This is a genomic window from Prosthecodimorpha hirschii, from assembly GCF_001305515.1.
GTDB classification, from domain to species: domain Bacteria; phylum Pseudomonadota; class Alphaproteobacteria; order Rhizobiales; family Ancalomicrobiaceae; genus Prosthecodimorpha; species Prosthecodimorpha hirschii.
The window spans coordinates 240670-257185 of record NZ_LJYW01000001.1 but is presented as its reverse complement, the minus strand read 5'-3'; the positions used below and the strand labels follow the sequence as shown (position 1 = coordinate 257185).

At 68.4% G+C, this 16516-nt stretch carries 13 protein-coding genes; 11 read left to right on the top strand and 2 right to left on the bottom strand.

Annotated features, from left to right (window positions below; translation table 11 throughout):
* Positions 1–71 precede the first annotated feature (71 nt).
* Positions 72–2660 carry a sensor domain-containing phosphodiesterase gene (locus ABB55_RS01020; RefSeq protein ID WP_054357142.1) on the bottom strand — a complete coding sequence of 863 codons (2589 nt, stop codon included), beginning with the start codon at positions 2658–2660 and terminating at the stop codon, positions 72–74.
* A gap of 178 nt (positions 2661–2838) precedes the next feature.
* Between ABB55_RS01020 and ABB55_RS01015 the strand changes: the two genes are divergently transcribed.
* The 11 genes from ABB55_RS01015 to ABB55_RS00965 all read left to right on the top strand — a co-directional run bounded on the left by ABB55_RS01015 (position 2839) and on the right by ABB55_RS00965 (position 15416).
* The gene (locus ABB55_RS01015) at positions 2839–3921 is read left to right on the top strand and encodes an extracellular catalytic domain type 1 short-chain-length polyhydroxyalkanoate depolymerase (protein WP_054357141.1); all 1083 of its coding nucleotides are present in this window, start codon (positions 2839–2841) and stop codon (positions 3919–3921) included.
* Positions 3922–4029: 108 nt separating this feature from the next.
* The gene (locus ABB55_RS01010) at positions 4030–4332 is read left to right on the top strand and encodes a DUF3303 domain-containing protein (RefSeq protein WP_054357140.1); all 303 of its coding nucleotides are present in this window, start codon (positions 4030–4032) and stop codon (positions 4330–4332) included.
* A gap of 181 nt (positions 4333–4513) precedes the next feature.
* Entirely contained in the window at positions 4514–4723 is a 210-nt protein-coding gene (locus ABB55_RS01005) for a hypothetical protein (protein WP_054357139.1), read from the top strand.
* Positions 4724–5039: 316 nt separating this feature from the next.
* Positions 5040–5489: an RrF2 family transcriptional regulator gene (locus ABB55_RS01000; RefSeq protein ID WP_054357138.1), complete on the top strand. Its 450-nt coding sequence runs from the start codon at positions 5040–5042 to the stop codon at positions 5487–5489.
* Positions 5490–6333: 844 nt separating this feature from the next.
* The gene (locus ABB55_RS00995) at positions 6334–7443 is read left to right on the top strand and encodes a glycosyltransferase family 29 protein (RefSeq protein ID WP_054357137.1); all 1110 of its coding nucleotides are present in this window, start codon (positions 6334–6336) and stop codon (positions 7441–7443) included.
* Positions 7444–7445: 2 nt separating this feature from the next.
* Positions 7446–9737: a glycosyltransferase family 29 protein gene (locus ABB55_RS00990; protein ID WP_054357136.1), complete on the top strand. Its 2292-nt coding sequence runs from the start codon at positions 7446–7448 to the stop codon at positions 9735–9737.
* A gap of 246 nt (positions 9738–9983) precedes the next feature.
* Positions 9984–11192 carry an NAD(P)/FAD-dependent oxidoreductase gene (locus ABB55_RS00985; RefSeq protein ID WP_244471939.1) on the top strand — a complete coding sequence of 403 codons (1209 nt, stop codon included), beginning with the start codon at positions 9984–9986 and terminating at the stop codon, positions 11190–11192.
* Between the two features lie 89 nt (positions 11193–11281).
* Positions 11282–12325 (top strand): ABC transporter substrate-binding protein, encoded by a 1044-nt coding sequence (locus ABB55_RS00980; RefSeq protein WP_054357134.1) that lies wholly within the window; start codon positions 11282–11284, stop codon positions 12323–12325.
* Positions 12326–12577: 252 nt separating this feature from the next.
* Positions 12578–13684, top strand: coding sequence for an ABC transporter ATP-binding protein (locus ABB55_RS00975; protein ID WP_054357133.1), 1107 nt, complete (start codon positions 12578–12580; stop codon positions 13682–13684).
* Entirely contained in the window at positions 13681–14598 is a 918-nt protein-coding gene (locus ABB55_RS00970; RefSeq protein ID WP_054357132.1) for an ABC transporter permease, read from the top strand. Before ABB55_RS00975 ends, ABB55_RS00970 begins: the two co-directional genes overlap by 4 nt.
* Positions 14598–15416: an ABC transporter permease gene (locus ABB55_RS00965; protein ID WP_140941549.1), complete on the top strand. Its 819-nt coding sequence runs from the start codon at positions 14598–14600 to the stop codon at positions 15414–15416. Before ABB55_RS00970 ends, ABB55_RS00965 begins: the two co-directional genes overlap by 1 nt.
* A gap of 42 nt (positions 15417–15458) precedes the next feature.
* Here the strand turns inward: ABB55_RS00965 and ABB55_RS00960 are convergent, their stop codons facing one another.
* Positions 15459–16487, bottom strand: a complete 1029-nt coding sequence (locus ABB55_RS00960) for a GlxA family transcriptional regulator (protein ID WP_054357131.1) — start codon at positions 16485–16487, stop codon at positions 15459–15461.
* Positions 16488–16516 lie beyond the last annotated feature (29 nt).

Below are 16516 nucleotides of genomic sequence, written 5' to 3'. Positions count from 1 at the left end.
CGTGCCGGGGGCGGCAGCGGGTCGCCTGGGGCGCTTCCGCCCCCTTGCCCCAAGACCTGCCGGGATGCCGTTCAGGCCACAGACTGGATGGTCGACAAGGCCGGCAGGCGGCGATGCGCCGAGAAGTAGCCGACCTGATCGGCGGCGATCGGCCGGCCGAACAGGTAGCCCTGGCCGTAGCTGCAGCCGGACTCGACCAGCATCTGCGCCTGTTCTTCCGTTTCGATGCCTTCTGCCACCGTCGCGATGCCGAGGCTGCGTGCCAGCATGGTCACGCCATGGACGATGGCCGCGTCCTCGCGGTCGGTGGTCATGTCGCGCACGAAGGAGCGGTCGATCTTCAGGGTCGCGATGTTGAACTGGCGCAGATGCACCAGCGAGGAATGGCCGGTCCCGAAATCGTCCAGTGCGATGTAGACGCCCTCGGCATCGAGCGTGTCGAGCACCTTGGCGACGGCGACATTGTCCTGTTCGACGAGCGAGTTCTCGGTCGCCTCGATGATCAGCCGGTTGGGCGGTATGCCGCGGGTCGCCAGGGTATCGAGGACCCGCTCGGCGAAGCCCTCGGATTTCAGGTCCGCCGCGGTGACGTTGACGGCGACGCAGCCGAAATCGATGCCGGCATCGAGCCAGGCGCGCATGTCGCGCGTGACAGCATCCAGCATGTAGCGGCCGATCGCCACCGCCAGTTCGGGAATGTCGAACACCTCGGCGAAATCCGCGGCCGTCAGCAGGCCTTCCTGCGGATGGTTCCAGCGCAGCAGGGCCTCGTAGCCGCGGATGGTGAAATGGCTGAGATTGACCACGGGCTGGTAGTGCGGAACCAGTTCCCCGTCGCGCAGGGCCTGCCGGAAGCGCACCGTCAGGGTGTTCAGGCGGACCAGCTTGGCGCGCATGTTCTGGTCGAACAGCGTCAGCCGATTGCGCCCCTCCGCCTTGGACGCATAGAGCGCCACATCGGCATTCTGCATCAGGGTGACGGGCTCGGTGCCATCCTCCGGAACGATGGCCGCACCGGCACTGCCCGAGATCTGGATGATCTCGCCGTTGCAGATGATCGGATCGTCGAAGATGCGCGGCACCTCGGCCAGCACGGTCGCCGGATCGCGCCCCGAACCGGCCACGACCAAAGCGAATTCGTCGCCGCCGAGGCGGGCGACCATGTCGGTCGGGCCGGCCAGCCGCGCCAGGCGACGCGCCACCACGCGCAGCACGGCGTCGCCGGCGGCATGGCCGAGCGTGTCGTTGATGATCTTGAACCGGTCGAGATCGACCAGACACAGAGCGACCTGACTGCCTTCCCCCTTCGCCTGGGCGATCGCCTCGGCGAGACGATCCTGGAACAGGGCGCGGTTGGGCAGGTCGGTCAGGGGATCGTGATGCGCCAGATGCTTGATCCGCGCCTCGGCACGGAGGCGTTCGGTGATGTCGACGACACCGAACAGCAGCGCCGGCCGGTCCTCGAAATCGATGGTCCGGATGAAGGGCAGCACGTCGATCGGGGTGCCGAAGGCGCGCCGATGGCGTTGCGGGCGCGGCGCGGCATGCCCGTCCGTGGTCGCCTGCAGGTCGATTTCCGATCGCATGACATCCGGACAGCCGATGCAGATGTCCGGCAGGGCCATGGCCAAGGCTTCGGCGCGCGAATAGCCGTAGAGATGCAGTGTCGCGTCATTGACGGCGATGACCCGCAGCGTTTCCGCATCGCACAGCCAGAGCGGCACCGGGTTGCGGTCGAACAGGAGCTTGATGCTGGTTTCGCGCTGCTTCAGCTCGGTGATGTCGACCCGAATGCCGATCGTGCCACCGTCGGCGGTCTGCCGCTCGTCGTATCGGAACCAGCGGCCGTTCTCGAAGCGCTGCTCGCGGACCGCCACGGCAGGCGGTGTCGGCCGGTCGAGCAGGGGGCCGATATCGGCGGCGCTCCCGCCGGTCGGCGGCTCCGGCCGCCATGGCTTCACGACATCGGGAAAGAGTTCGCTGTAGCGCCGGTTCCACAGTTCCAGCCGCTTTTCGGCATCCATGAACACGATGGCTTCGGGCAGGATGTCGATGGCCTCGCGCAGCCGCGCATGGGCCGCCCGCGCCACGGCCTCGGCCGCCTCGGCCTTCTTCTGAGCCTTCGCCAGAACGACGCTCCGGCGGCGCAGTTCCAGGCGGTCGACCGTGATCCGCGCCAGACTGGCGATGGCGTCGAGCTGGCTCTGAAGCACCTCGGTTCGCGGACTGGAATCCAGGCAGCAGATGGTCCCGATCTGATAGCCCTCGGCATCCGTCAGCGGACAGCCGAGATAGAAGCGCAGGTGGGGGGGACCGACCACGTAAGGATTGTCTGCGAAGCGCGGATCGGTGGTCGCGTCCAGCACCACGAAAATCTGTCCGCTGGCGAGCGTATGGTCGCAGAAGCTCACGTCGCGCCGCAGGAAGGGCAGATCGATGCCGACGCTCGCCTTGGTCCAATGGCAGGACTCGTCGGCAATGCACAACAGGGCGATCGACGAATTGATGACGGTCGCGGCGAGGCGCGCGATCTCGTCGAACGACGCTTCCGGGGGAGTTTCCAGAATATGGTACTGGCGCAGCCGCCGCAGGCGCTCGGCCTCCGTCGGGGGCGTCGGGCGGCCGGATCCGGCCCTGTCGGAAAGCGCGATCGACTGCATTCCGCCTTTCTATGCCGGCAGCCGTTAAAGTGGGGTTTCGTGAATATGTGAGAAACGGCCTCTTCCCGCCTTCCATTGGCTTATGTTGCAGTGCACAAAGAAGCCTTAGTGCGACGCTATTCTTGAGACAGACCGAGACCGAGGATGTCCTCGAGGCGGTCGCCACAGGTGATCAGGAATGACGATCTCGTTCGAACCGCGCAGCGACAATGGCCTGGCCGATGGGGCGTCTCTGGCGGGGTTCTTCTCCGGCAGCGGCTTCGCCGGCGCGGCTCGATTGACCGAGATCGAAGATTTCGGCGCCAATCCGGGCCGCCTGACGATGCTCTGTCATGTGCCGCAGGATGTCGCCGGCCCGATGCCGCTGGTCGTCGTCCTGCACGGCTGCCAGCAGACGGCGTCGATCTACGATCGGGGCGCCGGGTGGGCCGCCATGGGCGACCGGCACGGCTTTGCGGTCCTCTATGCCGAGCAGCAGCGGCGCAACAATCCGCATCTGTGCTTCGACTGGTACCTCCGCAACCATTCCTCGCGCGACCGCGGACAGCCCGCTTCGATCCGGGAGATGATCGATCGCATGGTGGCCGATCATCCGATCGACAGGACGCGCATCTTCGTGACCGGGCTGTCGGCGGGCGGCGCGATGGCGTCGATCCTGCTCGCCACCTATCCGGAGGTCTTCGCCGGCGGCGCCATCCTGGCCGGATTGCCCTATCGAGCCGCCACCACATTGCGCGGCGGCGTCGACGCCATGACCCGCGGCACCGGACGCAGCCACGCGGCGCTGGCCGATGCCGTGCGCGAAGCGACCGACCATGCCGGACCCTGGCCGCGGATCAGCGTCTGGCACGGCACGGCCGACGACACGGTAGCGCCGGCGAATGCGGAGGAGATTGCCGGGCAATGGCTGGCCTTGCGCGGACTGGACCGCACGGCGCCGACCCATGACCGTCACGACCGGTCCGGGCGCCATGTGGTCTGGTCCGACGGAAGCGACCGGCCGGTCGTCGAACTGCGCCTTCTCGACGGTCTCGGCCATGGGGCGCCGGTCCGCGCCGGCGCCGCGACCTGGCCGATGCCCTTTTTCCTGCCTGCTGCGGTTTCATCGACCGAAGAGATCGCGAATTTCTTCGGGCTGCTGCCGGAAGCGGCCGCGCGCCCGACGCCGGCCTTGGCGGCCATCGACGACAAGGGCGGCTTCGGCGCCTGGATCGCGAGCCATCTCGGTTCGCTGCTCGACCGGTTGCGCTTGCGCGGCTGAGGCGGCGGGCCGATCCTGCGCGGGGATCGGCGAACCGAGGGGCGCCGGCCAGGGAGCCTGGGAGTGCCCGGGCTCCGGTGCCGGGCCTTCGCGTCAGGGAGCGGGACGATGCTGTTCATGGTCATCGAGCGGTTTCGGGATGACGATATGGTCCCGGTCTACGAGCGGCTGCGCGAGCGCGGGCGGATGCTGCCCGAGGGGCTTGAATATGTCGACAGTTGGGTCGAGGCCGGCTTCGGCCGCTGCTTTCAGCTGATGCGCTGCGACGATCTCGCGCTGCTTCAGGCCTGGGTGCTTTCCTGGCGCGGCACCGGCGCCACCTTCGAGATCGTCCCGGTGTTGCCGTCCGCGCTCAATCGCGCGGTCGTCGAGGCCGCCGAGAATCGCAATCCGCCAGCAGCCGGCGCCTGAGCCGGTTCGGGCTGCGCAGCCGGATGCTGCGGGCCGCCGGTGGCGCAGCCGGGCTGCCCGGCGCTGCACGCCACGGCATTTCGCATCCGCCGCCATCGCGAGCATCGGTTTGCGCCTGCGAGCGAATAAACGCGATTGAATAGGATATAAAAAAGATAGATTATAGGCATGGAGGTGCCGAATGTTCCATTCCGTGCTGTTGACCTCTGACGATCTCCTGCAGGGCGCCGGCTACACCGACGATCCGCTGCCCGCACGCCTCGATCGCGAGGCCGACACGCTGTTGACCCGCCTCGGTCGGCACCTGCGCCACGCGGTGACGATCGTCGTGGTGATCTCTGCGGAGATCGACCGGCGCACCCGTCTTCTCGTTTCCGAATTGGTTCAGTAGGCCGCTCTCCGCCATGACTGCGGGGCTGCTCTCGCGGCTCGCCCGGCGCGGCAGGGCAGGGCTTCCATCGCGGGCGGGCGGATCGAGGACATGCGTCTGCGTGCCGCTCTGCGCCTGCCCCGGTCGGAAGCGAGCGCCGTGGGTTGCCGCGTTGCGCTCGCGGCCTGCCGCGGCGCCAGCGGGGGGCCGGCAAACGAACTTTGTCGATGCCTGCCGAACGGATCGCGACGGCTCGAAATCGCCATGGTCCCGATCGCGCGATTGACCACGCTTCAATCCCGACGTAACGCTCGCGCGCGTTCGGGAAAAAGCGGTTATGTTGACCAACAAAGGGAAGTATGGGCTGAAGGCCCTTGTCCATCTGGCCGGGCTGACGCCGGGGACGACGACCTCGATCGCGGCGATCGCCGAGGCCGAGAATATCCCGAAGAAGTTCCTCGACACGATTCTGCTGGAACTGCGCAATGCCGGCCTGGTGCGCTCGAAGAAGGGACCGGGCGGCGGCGTCGCGCTCGCCAAGGCACCGGAGGAAATCCGCGCCGGAACCGCGATCCGCATTCTCGACGGGCCGCTCGCCCCGATCGGCTGCGCCAGCCGCACCGCCTACCAGCCCTGCGACGACTGCGCGGACCACGACAGCTGCGCGATCCGGCTGACCATGGTCGATGTGCGCGATGCGATGTCGCATATCCTCGACAATACCAGCATCGCCCAGATGGCGACCCGCGCACGCAATGCCGCCGTCTGGTCCGGAGGCAGGCTCTGACGGTGCGCGGCTTCGCGCCATCGCGTTGCGTTCCGTTGCCGTGCCTACGCCCGGCCCCAATCGGTGACTGCCGGATCGCGGACCGGCCGGGCCGCGACCTCTCCGGGGGTTTGACGACCATGACCGTTCCTTTGCCGGCCTGAAGGGCTCGGCCCGGTCGCGCCCGTCGAAACGCGTCCCACCATGCCGGTCGCCCCGCGGGCGGCCGGACCGGCCCGCTGATCCGGCTCGGATTCGCCCATCGATCGCGACCGCAGGACTCTCGCCTTCGGCGTTTCCGAAGCATCCTTTTTCCGCGTCGACCGGGTCCGCCCTTTCCGCGCACCGTGGCCGGCGCCCTCAAGCGAACCCCATGCTTATTTGCCTTCGGACTTGTGCGGAGGTTGCGTCCGTGTCGATAAAGTTAATAATAACGATAGACTAACATATCGAATGGAGCGAACGGATGGCCGGACTCGATACAGCTCCCGCGCAGACGCCGGGTTGCGATGCGCCGGTCCCTCATTTGCCCGGGTGGATGGCACGCCAGTCTATAGGACCCACGAGGAGCCACTGGTATTCTATCGGAAAATTTCCCGTATAGCTTGCGTTCGGTCTGCAAACGATTAGCATGTAAATGAACAACAGTTGCCAGGGAGTGAATGAATGTTCGGAATCGTGAGAAATCTTTCGCAAGTGTTTGATATTGGCTCGAAACGGGCCTCGGTTGGCTCGACTGTTCGAAGATAACTTCGGAAATTGTGTAAGCAATCGTATTTTTGTCAAAAAAAGGTCCGCATGAAATTCCACGTGTTCGCCAGTGACGATGGTGTGGTCGGACGAACAATCCTCATGGAGCGCGCCTATGGCCCGGCTTGATGCAACCCTTTCGTCGACGCTGGATCGAGACCCGCCGATCCCGTCCTTCGGTTCGAACTGGTTCGCGCCCGTGCTGAACATCTTCCGGGACCCGCCGGATTCCCCGCTGGCCCGCATCGACGATCGCATCGCCGCCCTTCGGACCGCCGCCGACAGCCGGATTCCGGCCCTGCCGGCGGCCACCCGACTGGCCAAGATGCTGTTCGATTTCCGTGGTCCGACGCCCCAGACCCTGCGCGCTCTGGAGGACCTGCAGGCGCGGGTTCCGGCCCTTGCGCGCAGCTTCACGGGCCGTCTGAGCGCGATCCAGGCTGCCGCTTACGGCGAAGCCTTCAACTGGGGCAAGGCGGTCGAGGTGACGGCGCCCCTTTATCGGCGCAACAAGGTTGCGGCCGTGGCGATGTCGAGCCTCGCCGTGATCGAGAAGATGCACCTCTTCGGGATCGACAAATCGGGGGTCGGCGCGTCGGCCGGCGAGGCGCTGCGGCGCAGCCAGGAGCACGAGGCGGGGTTCCTGGAACGCCTGACCGATCGTTCGGTGTCGATCGCCGTGGTCGGCAATTCGCCGATCGAGATCGGGCGCGGGCAGGGCGCGGCGATCGACCGCCACGACCTCGTGGTGCGCTTCAACAACTATTCGGCCGACCCGGCCTTCCACGTCGACTATGGCGGCCGGGCCGACATCTGGGTGCGCGCGGCCGGCCATACCGGCGTCTGGTCGCGGCCGGGCAGCAAGTTCTCGTCGATCGTGTTCAGCGGCCCCGACCGCCGGCACCACGGCTTCGCGCCCTGGGATATCCTCGATGTCGTGGGCTCCGGCGGCAATCCGGTCTTCGTGCCGACGCCGGTCTATGTCGACCTCGCGGCCGAACTGCAATATGCGCCGAGTGCCGGGCTGACCTTCCTTTACTGGCTCCGGCGCCTGCGCGGCGCGTTCCAGGACGCCAACGTGTCGGTCTACGGCTTCGCCCTGATCGATCAGCCGCCGGGCGGCTCGCGGCACTATTTCGAACGCCCGCGGTCGGTCGCCCATGCCACCAGTTCGCACAATTGGATGGCCGAGGCCGAACTCTTCCAACGGATCCTGCAATCGTGACCATGCTCGCCCTGGCTCGCCGTTCTGCGCTCGAGCCCCTGGCTTCCTATCTGGCCCTGCGCCTGCCGCGGCTTTCGGGATCGCCCGCGCTGCTCAATGCCGCCGACCGGCTGTTCGCCGCGCTCGGCCGCGATCCGGGCCGCAGCTTTCTTTATGCGGCCCGCATCCGGCGCCGCGAGGACGCCGTCCCGTCGGGTCGGCGGCTCGCGATCCTGGCCCATCTCCTGACCCGCGCCGGCGCTCATGGCGATGCCTTCGCGGTGGTGCGCGACGCGGTCGCGGCGACCGGCCATGACCGCGACGGGACCGCGGCGGCGCTGCTGACCTCGATCGCCCAGGAATGGATCGTCTATGCCGACGGCGACGCCGTTCTCGACCGGGTCCGCGGCCTGGCGGAACTCCCTGGGTTCGTCGGCACGGTCCCGGACATGCTTCTCGCCGTTTGCGCGCGCCGATCGCTGATCGAGCCGGACATGCTGGCGCGGTCGGCCGCCATCCTGGCGGATCCGGAGATCGAACCGACGACAGGCCAGGCCGCCCTGGAGCTGCATCTCGGCCGCTATGGCGTCGACACGGTGGCGGTCGAGGCGGCGATCCGGCTTGCGGCGCGGCCCGATGCGGCGGCCGGTCCGCCCAGCCTGCGGCTCGCGGCCGTTCTGGAGGCGGGCGGAGAGCAGGATCGTCTCGTCGGCTACTACCGCCGGCTCGGCGCCCCCGTCCATAAGCTGGTCCCCGAAAGTCCGGCCCTGGCGACCGCCTGTCTGGCAGTCCCCGGCGGCAGTGCCGATCTGCGCCGCATGGCCGAAGCGACCCTCGAGCGCCGGACGCAGGTCCGCGCCGCGCAAACCCGTCTCGTCGCCGATCTGGCCGATCCCGCACAGGACTGGGCGATCGTCGGCAATGCGCCGGCCGGGCGCGGCAGCGGGCAGGGCGCGGCGATCGACGGCCATGCCCAGGTGGTGCGCTTCAACCGCTTCTCCGTGGAGCCGGAATTTGCGCCGGATTTCGGCCGCAAGACCACCCTCCATGTCCGCCCGCTCTGGTTCGGCGGCGGCGAGACGGCCGCGCCGCGCGTCGTCGTCACCGGCCTGCACGGCGAGATCCTGTGCCGGTCCTGGTCGGCGATCGGGGCGCTGCAGGCCCGCGGCCACGACGTCGCGTTCTTTCCGCCCGATGTTCAGACGCGTCTCGTCGCCGAACTCGGCCGGGCACCGAGCGCCGGCCTGACCTTCGCCGCCCTGGCGGCGAGCCTGCGCGGCGGGCGAGGGGTCGACCATTACGGCTTCTCCTTCACCGACCAGACCCAGGGCGGGCGCATCGCGCATTATTTCGATGCCAAGGCGCCGTCGGGCCGGCATGCCTGGCAGCGGGAGCGGAGGCTCTTCGAGGAGGTCACGGGCACCCGGTTGCCGGCGCCGCCGGTGGTGCCGGTGCATGCCGAGCGCGACGATCGCCTGCGCATCCGCTTTGTCGGCGATCATGCCGGCTACCATGCCGGCTCGGATGCCGTGACCGCCTATTTCCGACAGGCGTTCGAGGCGGTCGGGCGGGTCGTCGAGGCGCATGAGGACTACGACGTGGTCGTGGTCAACGGCGAAGGCTCGATGCACCACGGCGTGCATTCCTTCCATCAGAAGATGCTGAAGCTTGCCGAGGCGGTGGCGCGCCGACGGCCGGCCTTCCTGGTCAATACCGTGTGGCAGAAGAACGGGCGCCTGTTCGACCATGTCCTGCGCCACCTCGATGCCATCACGGTGCGCGAGCGGGCCAGCCAGCGCGACCTGAAGGCCCGGCACGGCATTGATGCCGATCTGCGCCTCGATGCCTCGTTCTGGGCGCCGGTGGCGCCGGTCGAGCCGCGCGAGACCTTTGCCGGCGGCATGGTGGTCACCGACTTCTATTCCCGCCAGTTCGGCAACTTCGTGCGCATGACCGGCGGCCTGCTGAAGGCCAAGCCCTATATCGACATGGGTGAATACGGCTGGTCCGAACTGGTCGCCAGCCTGCGCACGGCGTCGCTTCTGGTCACCGGGCGGCACCACGCGGTCTATGCGGCCTGCCGCGCGCGGCTGCCCTTCGTGGCCATGGCCGGCAACACCCACAAGATCGAAGGCCTGATCGAAGCCTCCGGGCTGCCGATCCCGATCGCGCGCGAAGCACAGGAACTGCCGGGCCTGATCGACTGGGCCGACCGCCACCGGTCGACCTATGTCGAACTGTTCGACTGGATGGAGGCGCAACCCCGTCTCGACCTGCAGGAAAGGCTCGCCGCCCTGCCGATCCGGCGCCGCTGAACGGCGCCGTCGGCCCTCCGTCCCCGCTTTCTCCGGCCCGGATCGGTCTGCTCGAAATCTCCAGAGTGGACCTTATGGGCAGTCCAATTCGAGTGACACACTACTGTCATCGAATGGCAACGTCCTGGTGACGACAGGTCCAGGCGTGGGAGGCTCCGGGTGACGGCCGATTTGTTCGCGGCAGACTTCAGACCCGATTGTTATTGGTGGGATCGGACGCCCCGTGCGGCAGCCGGATCGGGGGTTTTGCCGGCTAAAGCCGATGTCGTCGTGATCGGCTCCGGCTATACCGGCCTGCACGCCGCGTTGCAGACCGCCCGCGCGGGGCGCGCGACCGTGGTGATCGATGCCGAGGATCTGGGCTTCGGCTGCTCGACCCGCAATGGCGGGCAGGTCTCGACCAGCGTCAAGCCGGGCTTCGATGCGCTCGCCCGCCGCCACGGGCCGGAGCGCGCCTTCCGGATCATCAGGGAAGGGCAGAACTCGCTCGCCTTCCTGAAGGATTTCATCGTCGCGGAGGGGATCGACTGCGACCTCGTTCGCCGCGGCCGCTTCCATGCCGCCCATAGCGCGGCCGAGTACGAGGCCCTGGCGCAGACCTTCGCCAACCAGCCGAAGGGCCTGGAGACCGAGGCCCACATGGTCGCCCGCAGCGCCCAGCGCGCGGAGATCGGCTCGGACTTCTATCATGGCGGTGTGGTCCAGCCGCAGCATGTCTCGGTGGACCCGGCGCGCTACCATCAGAGCCTGCTCGACCGGGTGCGGCAGGCCGGGGCGACCCTGGTGGGCCGCTGTCCGGCGACTGCGATCGAGAAGACCGCGACCGGCTTCACGGTGACGACGCCGAAGGGGCGGATCGCCGCCCGCGACGTGCTCGTCGCCACCAACGGTTATACCGGGCCGCTGACGCCCTGGCTGCGGCGCCGGGTGATCCCGATCGGCAGCTACATCATCGCCACCGAGGAACTGCCCGAGGCGACCGTCGAGCGGCTGTTCCCGAGCGGCCGGCACATCACCGACAGCCGCAAGGTGGTCTACTACTACCGCGCCTCGCCGGACCGGCGCCGCATCCTGTTCGGCGGCCGGGTGTCGCTGTCGGAAACCGATCCGCGCGCGAGCGGGCCGAAGCTGCTCGCCGACATGGTGCGCATCTTCCCCGATCTCGCCGGCACGCGCATCGCGCGGTCCTGGATGGGCTTCGTCGCCTACAGTTTCGATGAGCTGGCTCATGTCGGGCGCCACGAGGGGCTGTGGTACGCGATGGGTTACTGCGGCTCCGGCGTCGGCATGGCGAGCTATCTCGGCATGCGCATCGGCCAGCAGATCGTCGGGCTGAAGGAGGGTGCGACCGCCTTCGACGGGCTCGGCTTCCAGACCCGGCCCTTCTACACCGGCAATCCCTGGTTCCTCGCGCCCTCGATCCTCTATTACCGCTGGAGGGATCGGCGGAGCTGACGGCGCAGCCAGAAAAGGCGCGGGGAGGCGACGGACCCCCGCATCAGAACCATCGACCCGTCGACATATCGCTTGCAGGGAGAGACGCGATGCAGAGCCTCAAAGCCGGAATTCTTGCCGCCCTCGCCGCCGTTCTGGGGGCGACCACGGCCATGGCCCAGGAACTGACGGTGGTATCCTTCGGCGGTTCCTACCAGGAAGCCCAGAGCAAGGCCCTGTTCCAGCCGGCCGCCAAGGCGCTCGGCATCCGCCTCAAGGAGGAGACCTATACGGGCATCGCCGACCTGCGCCTGAAGGTGAAGGCCGGTGCGGTCGCCTGGGACGTGGTCGCCAGCGGCTCGGGCAGCGCTGCCCGCGCCGGCGCCGAGGGCATCCTCGAGAAACTCGACTACAAGGTCATCGACGTGTCGAACTTCCTGCCCGGCACCGCGCAGGACTACTGCGTCGGCGGCGACGTGTTCTCGACCGTGCTGGCCTGGAACACCAAGACCTACGGCGATGCCGGTCCGCAGAGCTGGGCCGACTTCTGGGACGTGAAGAAGTTCCCCGGCAAGCGCGCCTATCGCAAGGGCGTCGCCGGCGCGCTCGAACCGGCGCTGATGGCCGACGGCGTGCCGCCCGAGAAGGTCTACGAGGTGCTGTCGGCGCCCGGCGGCATCGACCGCGCGATCAAGAAGATCCGCGAGCTGAAGCCGCATATCGCGGTCTGGTGGTCGTCCGGCGCGCAGCATGCGCAGCTGATGAAGGACGGCGAGGTCGACATGGTCACCGGCTGGAACGGCCGCTTCGACGTGGTCGCCAAGGACGGTGCCAAGGTCGCCTATACGTTCAATCAGGCCCTGCTCGACTACGACTGCTACGCCATCGCCAAGGGGGCGCCGAACAAGGACCTGGCGATGAAGTTCCTGGCCGAGATCAGCAAGCCGCAATACCAGGCCGAATTCACGAAATACATCACCTACGGTCCGACCGACAAGCGCGCCTACGAGATCGGGGCGATCGAGGCCGGCTATGCCAAGCGGCTGCCCTCGCATCCCGACAATGCCAAGAAGCAGCTGACCATCGATCTCGCCTGGTACATCAAGAACGAGGCGGCGGCCGCGGCGGCCTATCAGAACCTCCTGACCGAGTGATACGGTCGGCCGGGCCGGCGGAAAGGCTCCCGTTCGATCCGCCCGGCGCGAACGGACGGGACCCTGCCGCCACCCTGCCATTCGCCGATGCCGCCCGCCGGCGGCATCGGTCTCGCGGGCGACGGGTGGGCGGACGGCCCGCCGGCGCCTGAGACCGGCAACAGACCGCTGCATCGCGATCCCGCCCGCAAATCCGGGGGCGGCGCGCGGCGGCGTGCCAGGACGCTCGATCGAGAAGGGGCTCCCGATCCCATGGGTCCAAGTGCGGCGCTCGACATCACCATCCGTGAATTGACCAAGGCCTATGGGCCGGTGCGCGCGCTCGACGCGGTCGATCTGGACATCCGCGCGGGCGAATTCCTGACCCTGCTCGGGCCGTCCGGCTCGGGCAAGACGACGCTCCTGATGGCGCTGGCAGGGTTCCTGCGGCCCGATCGGGGCAGCATCCGTTTCGGCGGGCGCGAGGTGGTGCGGCTCGCCCCGCACAAGCGCGACATCGGCATGGTGTTCCAGAACTATGCCCTGTTCCCGCATATGGACGTGGCCGCCAATATCGCCTTCCCGCTGAAGCTCAGGCGCGTGGCGGCGGCCGAGATCGCGCGCCGCGTCGAGGCCGCGCTCGCCATGGTGCAGCTCGGCGGCTACGGGCCGCGCCGGATCGACCAATTGTCCGGCGGCCAGCGGCAGCGCGTGGCGCTGGCCCGCGCCATCGTGTTCGAACCGCGCATCGTGCTGATGGACGAGCCGCTCTCCGCGCTCGACAAGCAGCTGCGCGAGGCGATGCAGATCGAGATCCGCCAGCTGCACGAGAAGATCGGCTCGACCACCGTCTACGTCACCCACGACCAGCGCGAGGCGCTGACGATGTCGGACCGGGTCGCGGTGGTCAATCACGGCCGCATCATCCAGATCGGCGCGCCGCGCGACATCTACGAGCGGCCGAACAGCCGCTTCGTCGCCGAGTTCATCGGCGAATCCTCGTTCCTGCCGGTCGAGCGGCGCGACGGCGTCTGGCATCACGGCGGCACGGCCCTGACGGTGGCGACCGAACCGGCCGGTTCGGGCCGTCATGTCCTGATGATCCGGCCCGAACGGCTGCAACTGGTCGGGGAGGGCGATGGGGCCGGGGGCCATGCCGGGCGATCGTTCAACCGCTTCGGCGGGGTCCTCGCCAATGTGGTCTACCAGGGCGACACCATCCTGATGCAGGTGCGCCTTGCCGACGGCACGCCGCTGCAGCTGCGCCAGACCGTCCGCACCTTCGGCGCGGCGCTACCGGAGCGCGGCGCGGCAGTGCGGCTCGGCCTCGCGCCGGAGGATACGGTGCTGATCGCCGAGGACCGGGAGGGTGCCCGATGACCCTGCCGACCGGTTCCGCAGCGACCGCGCCGGCGGGCGACTGCAACGCCGCGGCCCTGCGCCGCGACCATGCCTTCGAAAGGCTGGCCCTGTTCGGCCTGGCCGTGCCGGCGCTGGTGCTGGTGATCGTCACCATGGCGATCCCGACCGCCTGGCTGTTCTGGCTCTCCTTCGTCGGCGACGACGGCAGCGTCAGCCTGGTCAACTACCAGCGCATGATCGAACAGCCGTCCTACATGCGCACCTTCGTGGCGACCTTCCAGATCGCCGGCCTGACCACCGCCATCTGCGTGCTGGTCGGCTATCCGCTGGCCTATTTCCTGTCGCAGCTGCCGGAGCGGGTCGCCAATCTGTGCATGATCGCGGTGCTGCTGCCCTTCTGGACCTCGCTCCTGGTGCGCACCTATGCCTGGCTCGTGCTCCTGCAGCGGACCGGGCTGATCAACACCTGGGGCATCAAGGCGGGCCTGTGGAGCGAGCCGCTGCCGCTGGTCCACAACCAGACCGGCACGCTGATCGGCATGGTCCATGTCCTGCTGCCCTTCCTGGTGCTGCCGCTCTACGGCGCCATGCGGGCGATCGACCGCGACCTCCTGCGCGCGGCTTCCAGCCTCGGGGCGACGCCGAGCCAAGCCTTCGCCAAGGTGTTCCTGCCGCTCTCCGTGCCGGGACTGACCGCCGGGGGGATGATCGTGTTCATCCTGTGCCTCGGCTTCTACGTGACGCCGGCCGTGCTCGGCGGCGGCAAGGTGACGATGGTGTCGAACCGGATCGCGGACAATATCGAGGTCTTCTTCAACTGGGGCGCGGCCAGCGCGCTCGGCGTGGTGCTCTTGGTCGTGACCTTCGCGCTGCTCTGGCTGGCCGGCCGGCTCGCGCGCGGCGTCGATCTCTTCGGCGGAGGGCACGGCTGATGTCCTGGCTCGACCGCCCCGCCTCGGAAACCCAGATCACCCACCGCAACCGGCTCTGGCTCTATGCGCTCGGCATCCTGACGCTGGCCTTCCTGGTGCTGCCGACGCTGATCGTGGTGCCGATGTCCTTCTCGGACTCGCAATATCTCGAATTTCCGCCGCGCCGCTGGTCGCTGCGCTGGTACGAGGCCTATTTCGCCTCCGCCTCCTGGATGGATGCGACCGCGACCTCGCTCAAGGCCGGCATCCTGACGGCGCTGATCGCCACCCCGCTCGGCACCGCCGCCGCCTACGGCTTCTTCCATTCGCGCTTCTGGTTCGGCAATCTCGGCTTCTGGCTCCTGATGACGCCGATCATCGTGCCGGTGATCCTGGTCGGCATCGCGATCTTCTATGCCTATGTGCAGCTGAAGCTGGTCAATTCGCTGATCGGCATCGTGCTCGCCCATGCGGTGCTGGCCATCCCGATCGTGCTGGTCATCGTCACCTCGGCGCTGAAGAGCTTCGACGCCAACCAGGAGCGTGCCGCCCAGAGCCTCGGCGCCTCGCGGGCGCGGGCCTTCTTCCTGGTGGTGATGCCGCAGATCCGGTTCCCGCTGGTCACCGCGGCGATCTTCGCCTTCCTGACCAGCTTCGACGAGGTGGTCGTTGCGATCTTCATATCGGGCGGGCCGAATTCCACGCTGACCCGCAACATGTTCGCCTCGCTGCGCGACCAAATCGACCCGACCATCGCGGCGATCTCGAGCATCATGATCGCCGCCACCACGGTGCTGATCTTGTTGACACAACTGCGCGGCGGCGGGCGGCAGCGGTAGGCGCTGCCGACGGCCCCGGTCGGAGGACGCCGGCCGGCAAGCCTATTCGCCGCGCATTCGGCTCGGCGGCGCGTCATGCACCCGCCCCCAGGCACGGCGCAACTGGCGGGTCGAGCCGAAGCCGGCGCGTTCGGCGACGGTCTCCATGTCGAGACGCGAGCCGGCCAGCAGGTCGCGGGCGAGCGCCAGGCGGATGCGGTTGACATAGTCGGTCACGCTCGAACCGGCATGTTCGTTGAAGAGCCGCGACAGATTGCGCGGGCTCGTCCCGGCGACGCGGGCGAGGCTCGCCACAGACCAGTCGCGCGCCGGCTCGGCCGCGACCGCATCCTGCGCGCGGTGGACCGCCGGATGGATGTGGTTGCGCCCCTCGAGCCAGGGCGAGAGCTGCGGGTCCTGGCCGGTTCGTCGCAGATAGACGACCAGATAGCGCGCGACCGACAGTGCCACGGCCGGCCCGGCGATGCGGGCGACCAGATGCAGCATCAGGTCGATTCCGGCCGTGATCCCGGCCGAGGTCAGCACGTCGCCGTCGTCGACGAAAAGCCGGTTCTCGCGCACCCGCGCGGTCGGGGCGAGGCGGGCGAGTTCGTCGAGACAGGCATGGTGGGTGGTGCAGTCGCGGCCTTCCAGGAGGCCGGCCCGGGCGGCGAGCAGTGCGCCCGAGCAGATCGAGACCAGCCGGATGCCGGCGGTTCGCCCGCCATCCGGCCTGCCGGCTGGTCCGGCGACGCGGGCGAGCCAGCGCACGATCTCCCGCTCCGCCGCGCCGTCCCGGTCCTCGCCGGGCCTCACCCCGCCGAGCGGCACTTCGGTGCTGCCCGGCACGATCAGGATCGTGCCGGGGGCGAGACGGTCGGGCAGGGGGGCGAGACCGGCGAGGTCGAGGCCGATGGAACTGCCGGCCGACCCGGCCGGCGCCACATAGCTCACCTCGAAGCGCACCGCCTCCTGTTCGAGATTGGCCTTGCGCAGCACCTCGATCGGCCCGGCGAGATCGAGCAGCAGCACCCGCGGCGGCACCACGGCGACCACCGGCACGATCCCGGCCGGGATGCCGGCGCCGACCATCGCTTTCGGGGGGACCGGGGGCGGCACGT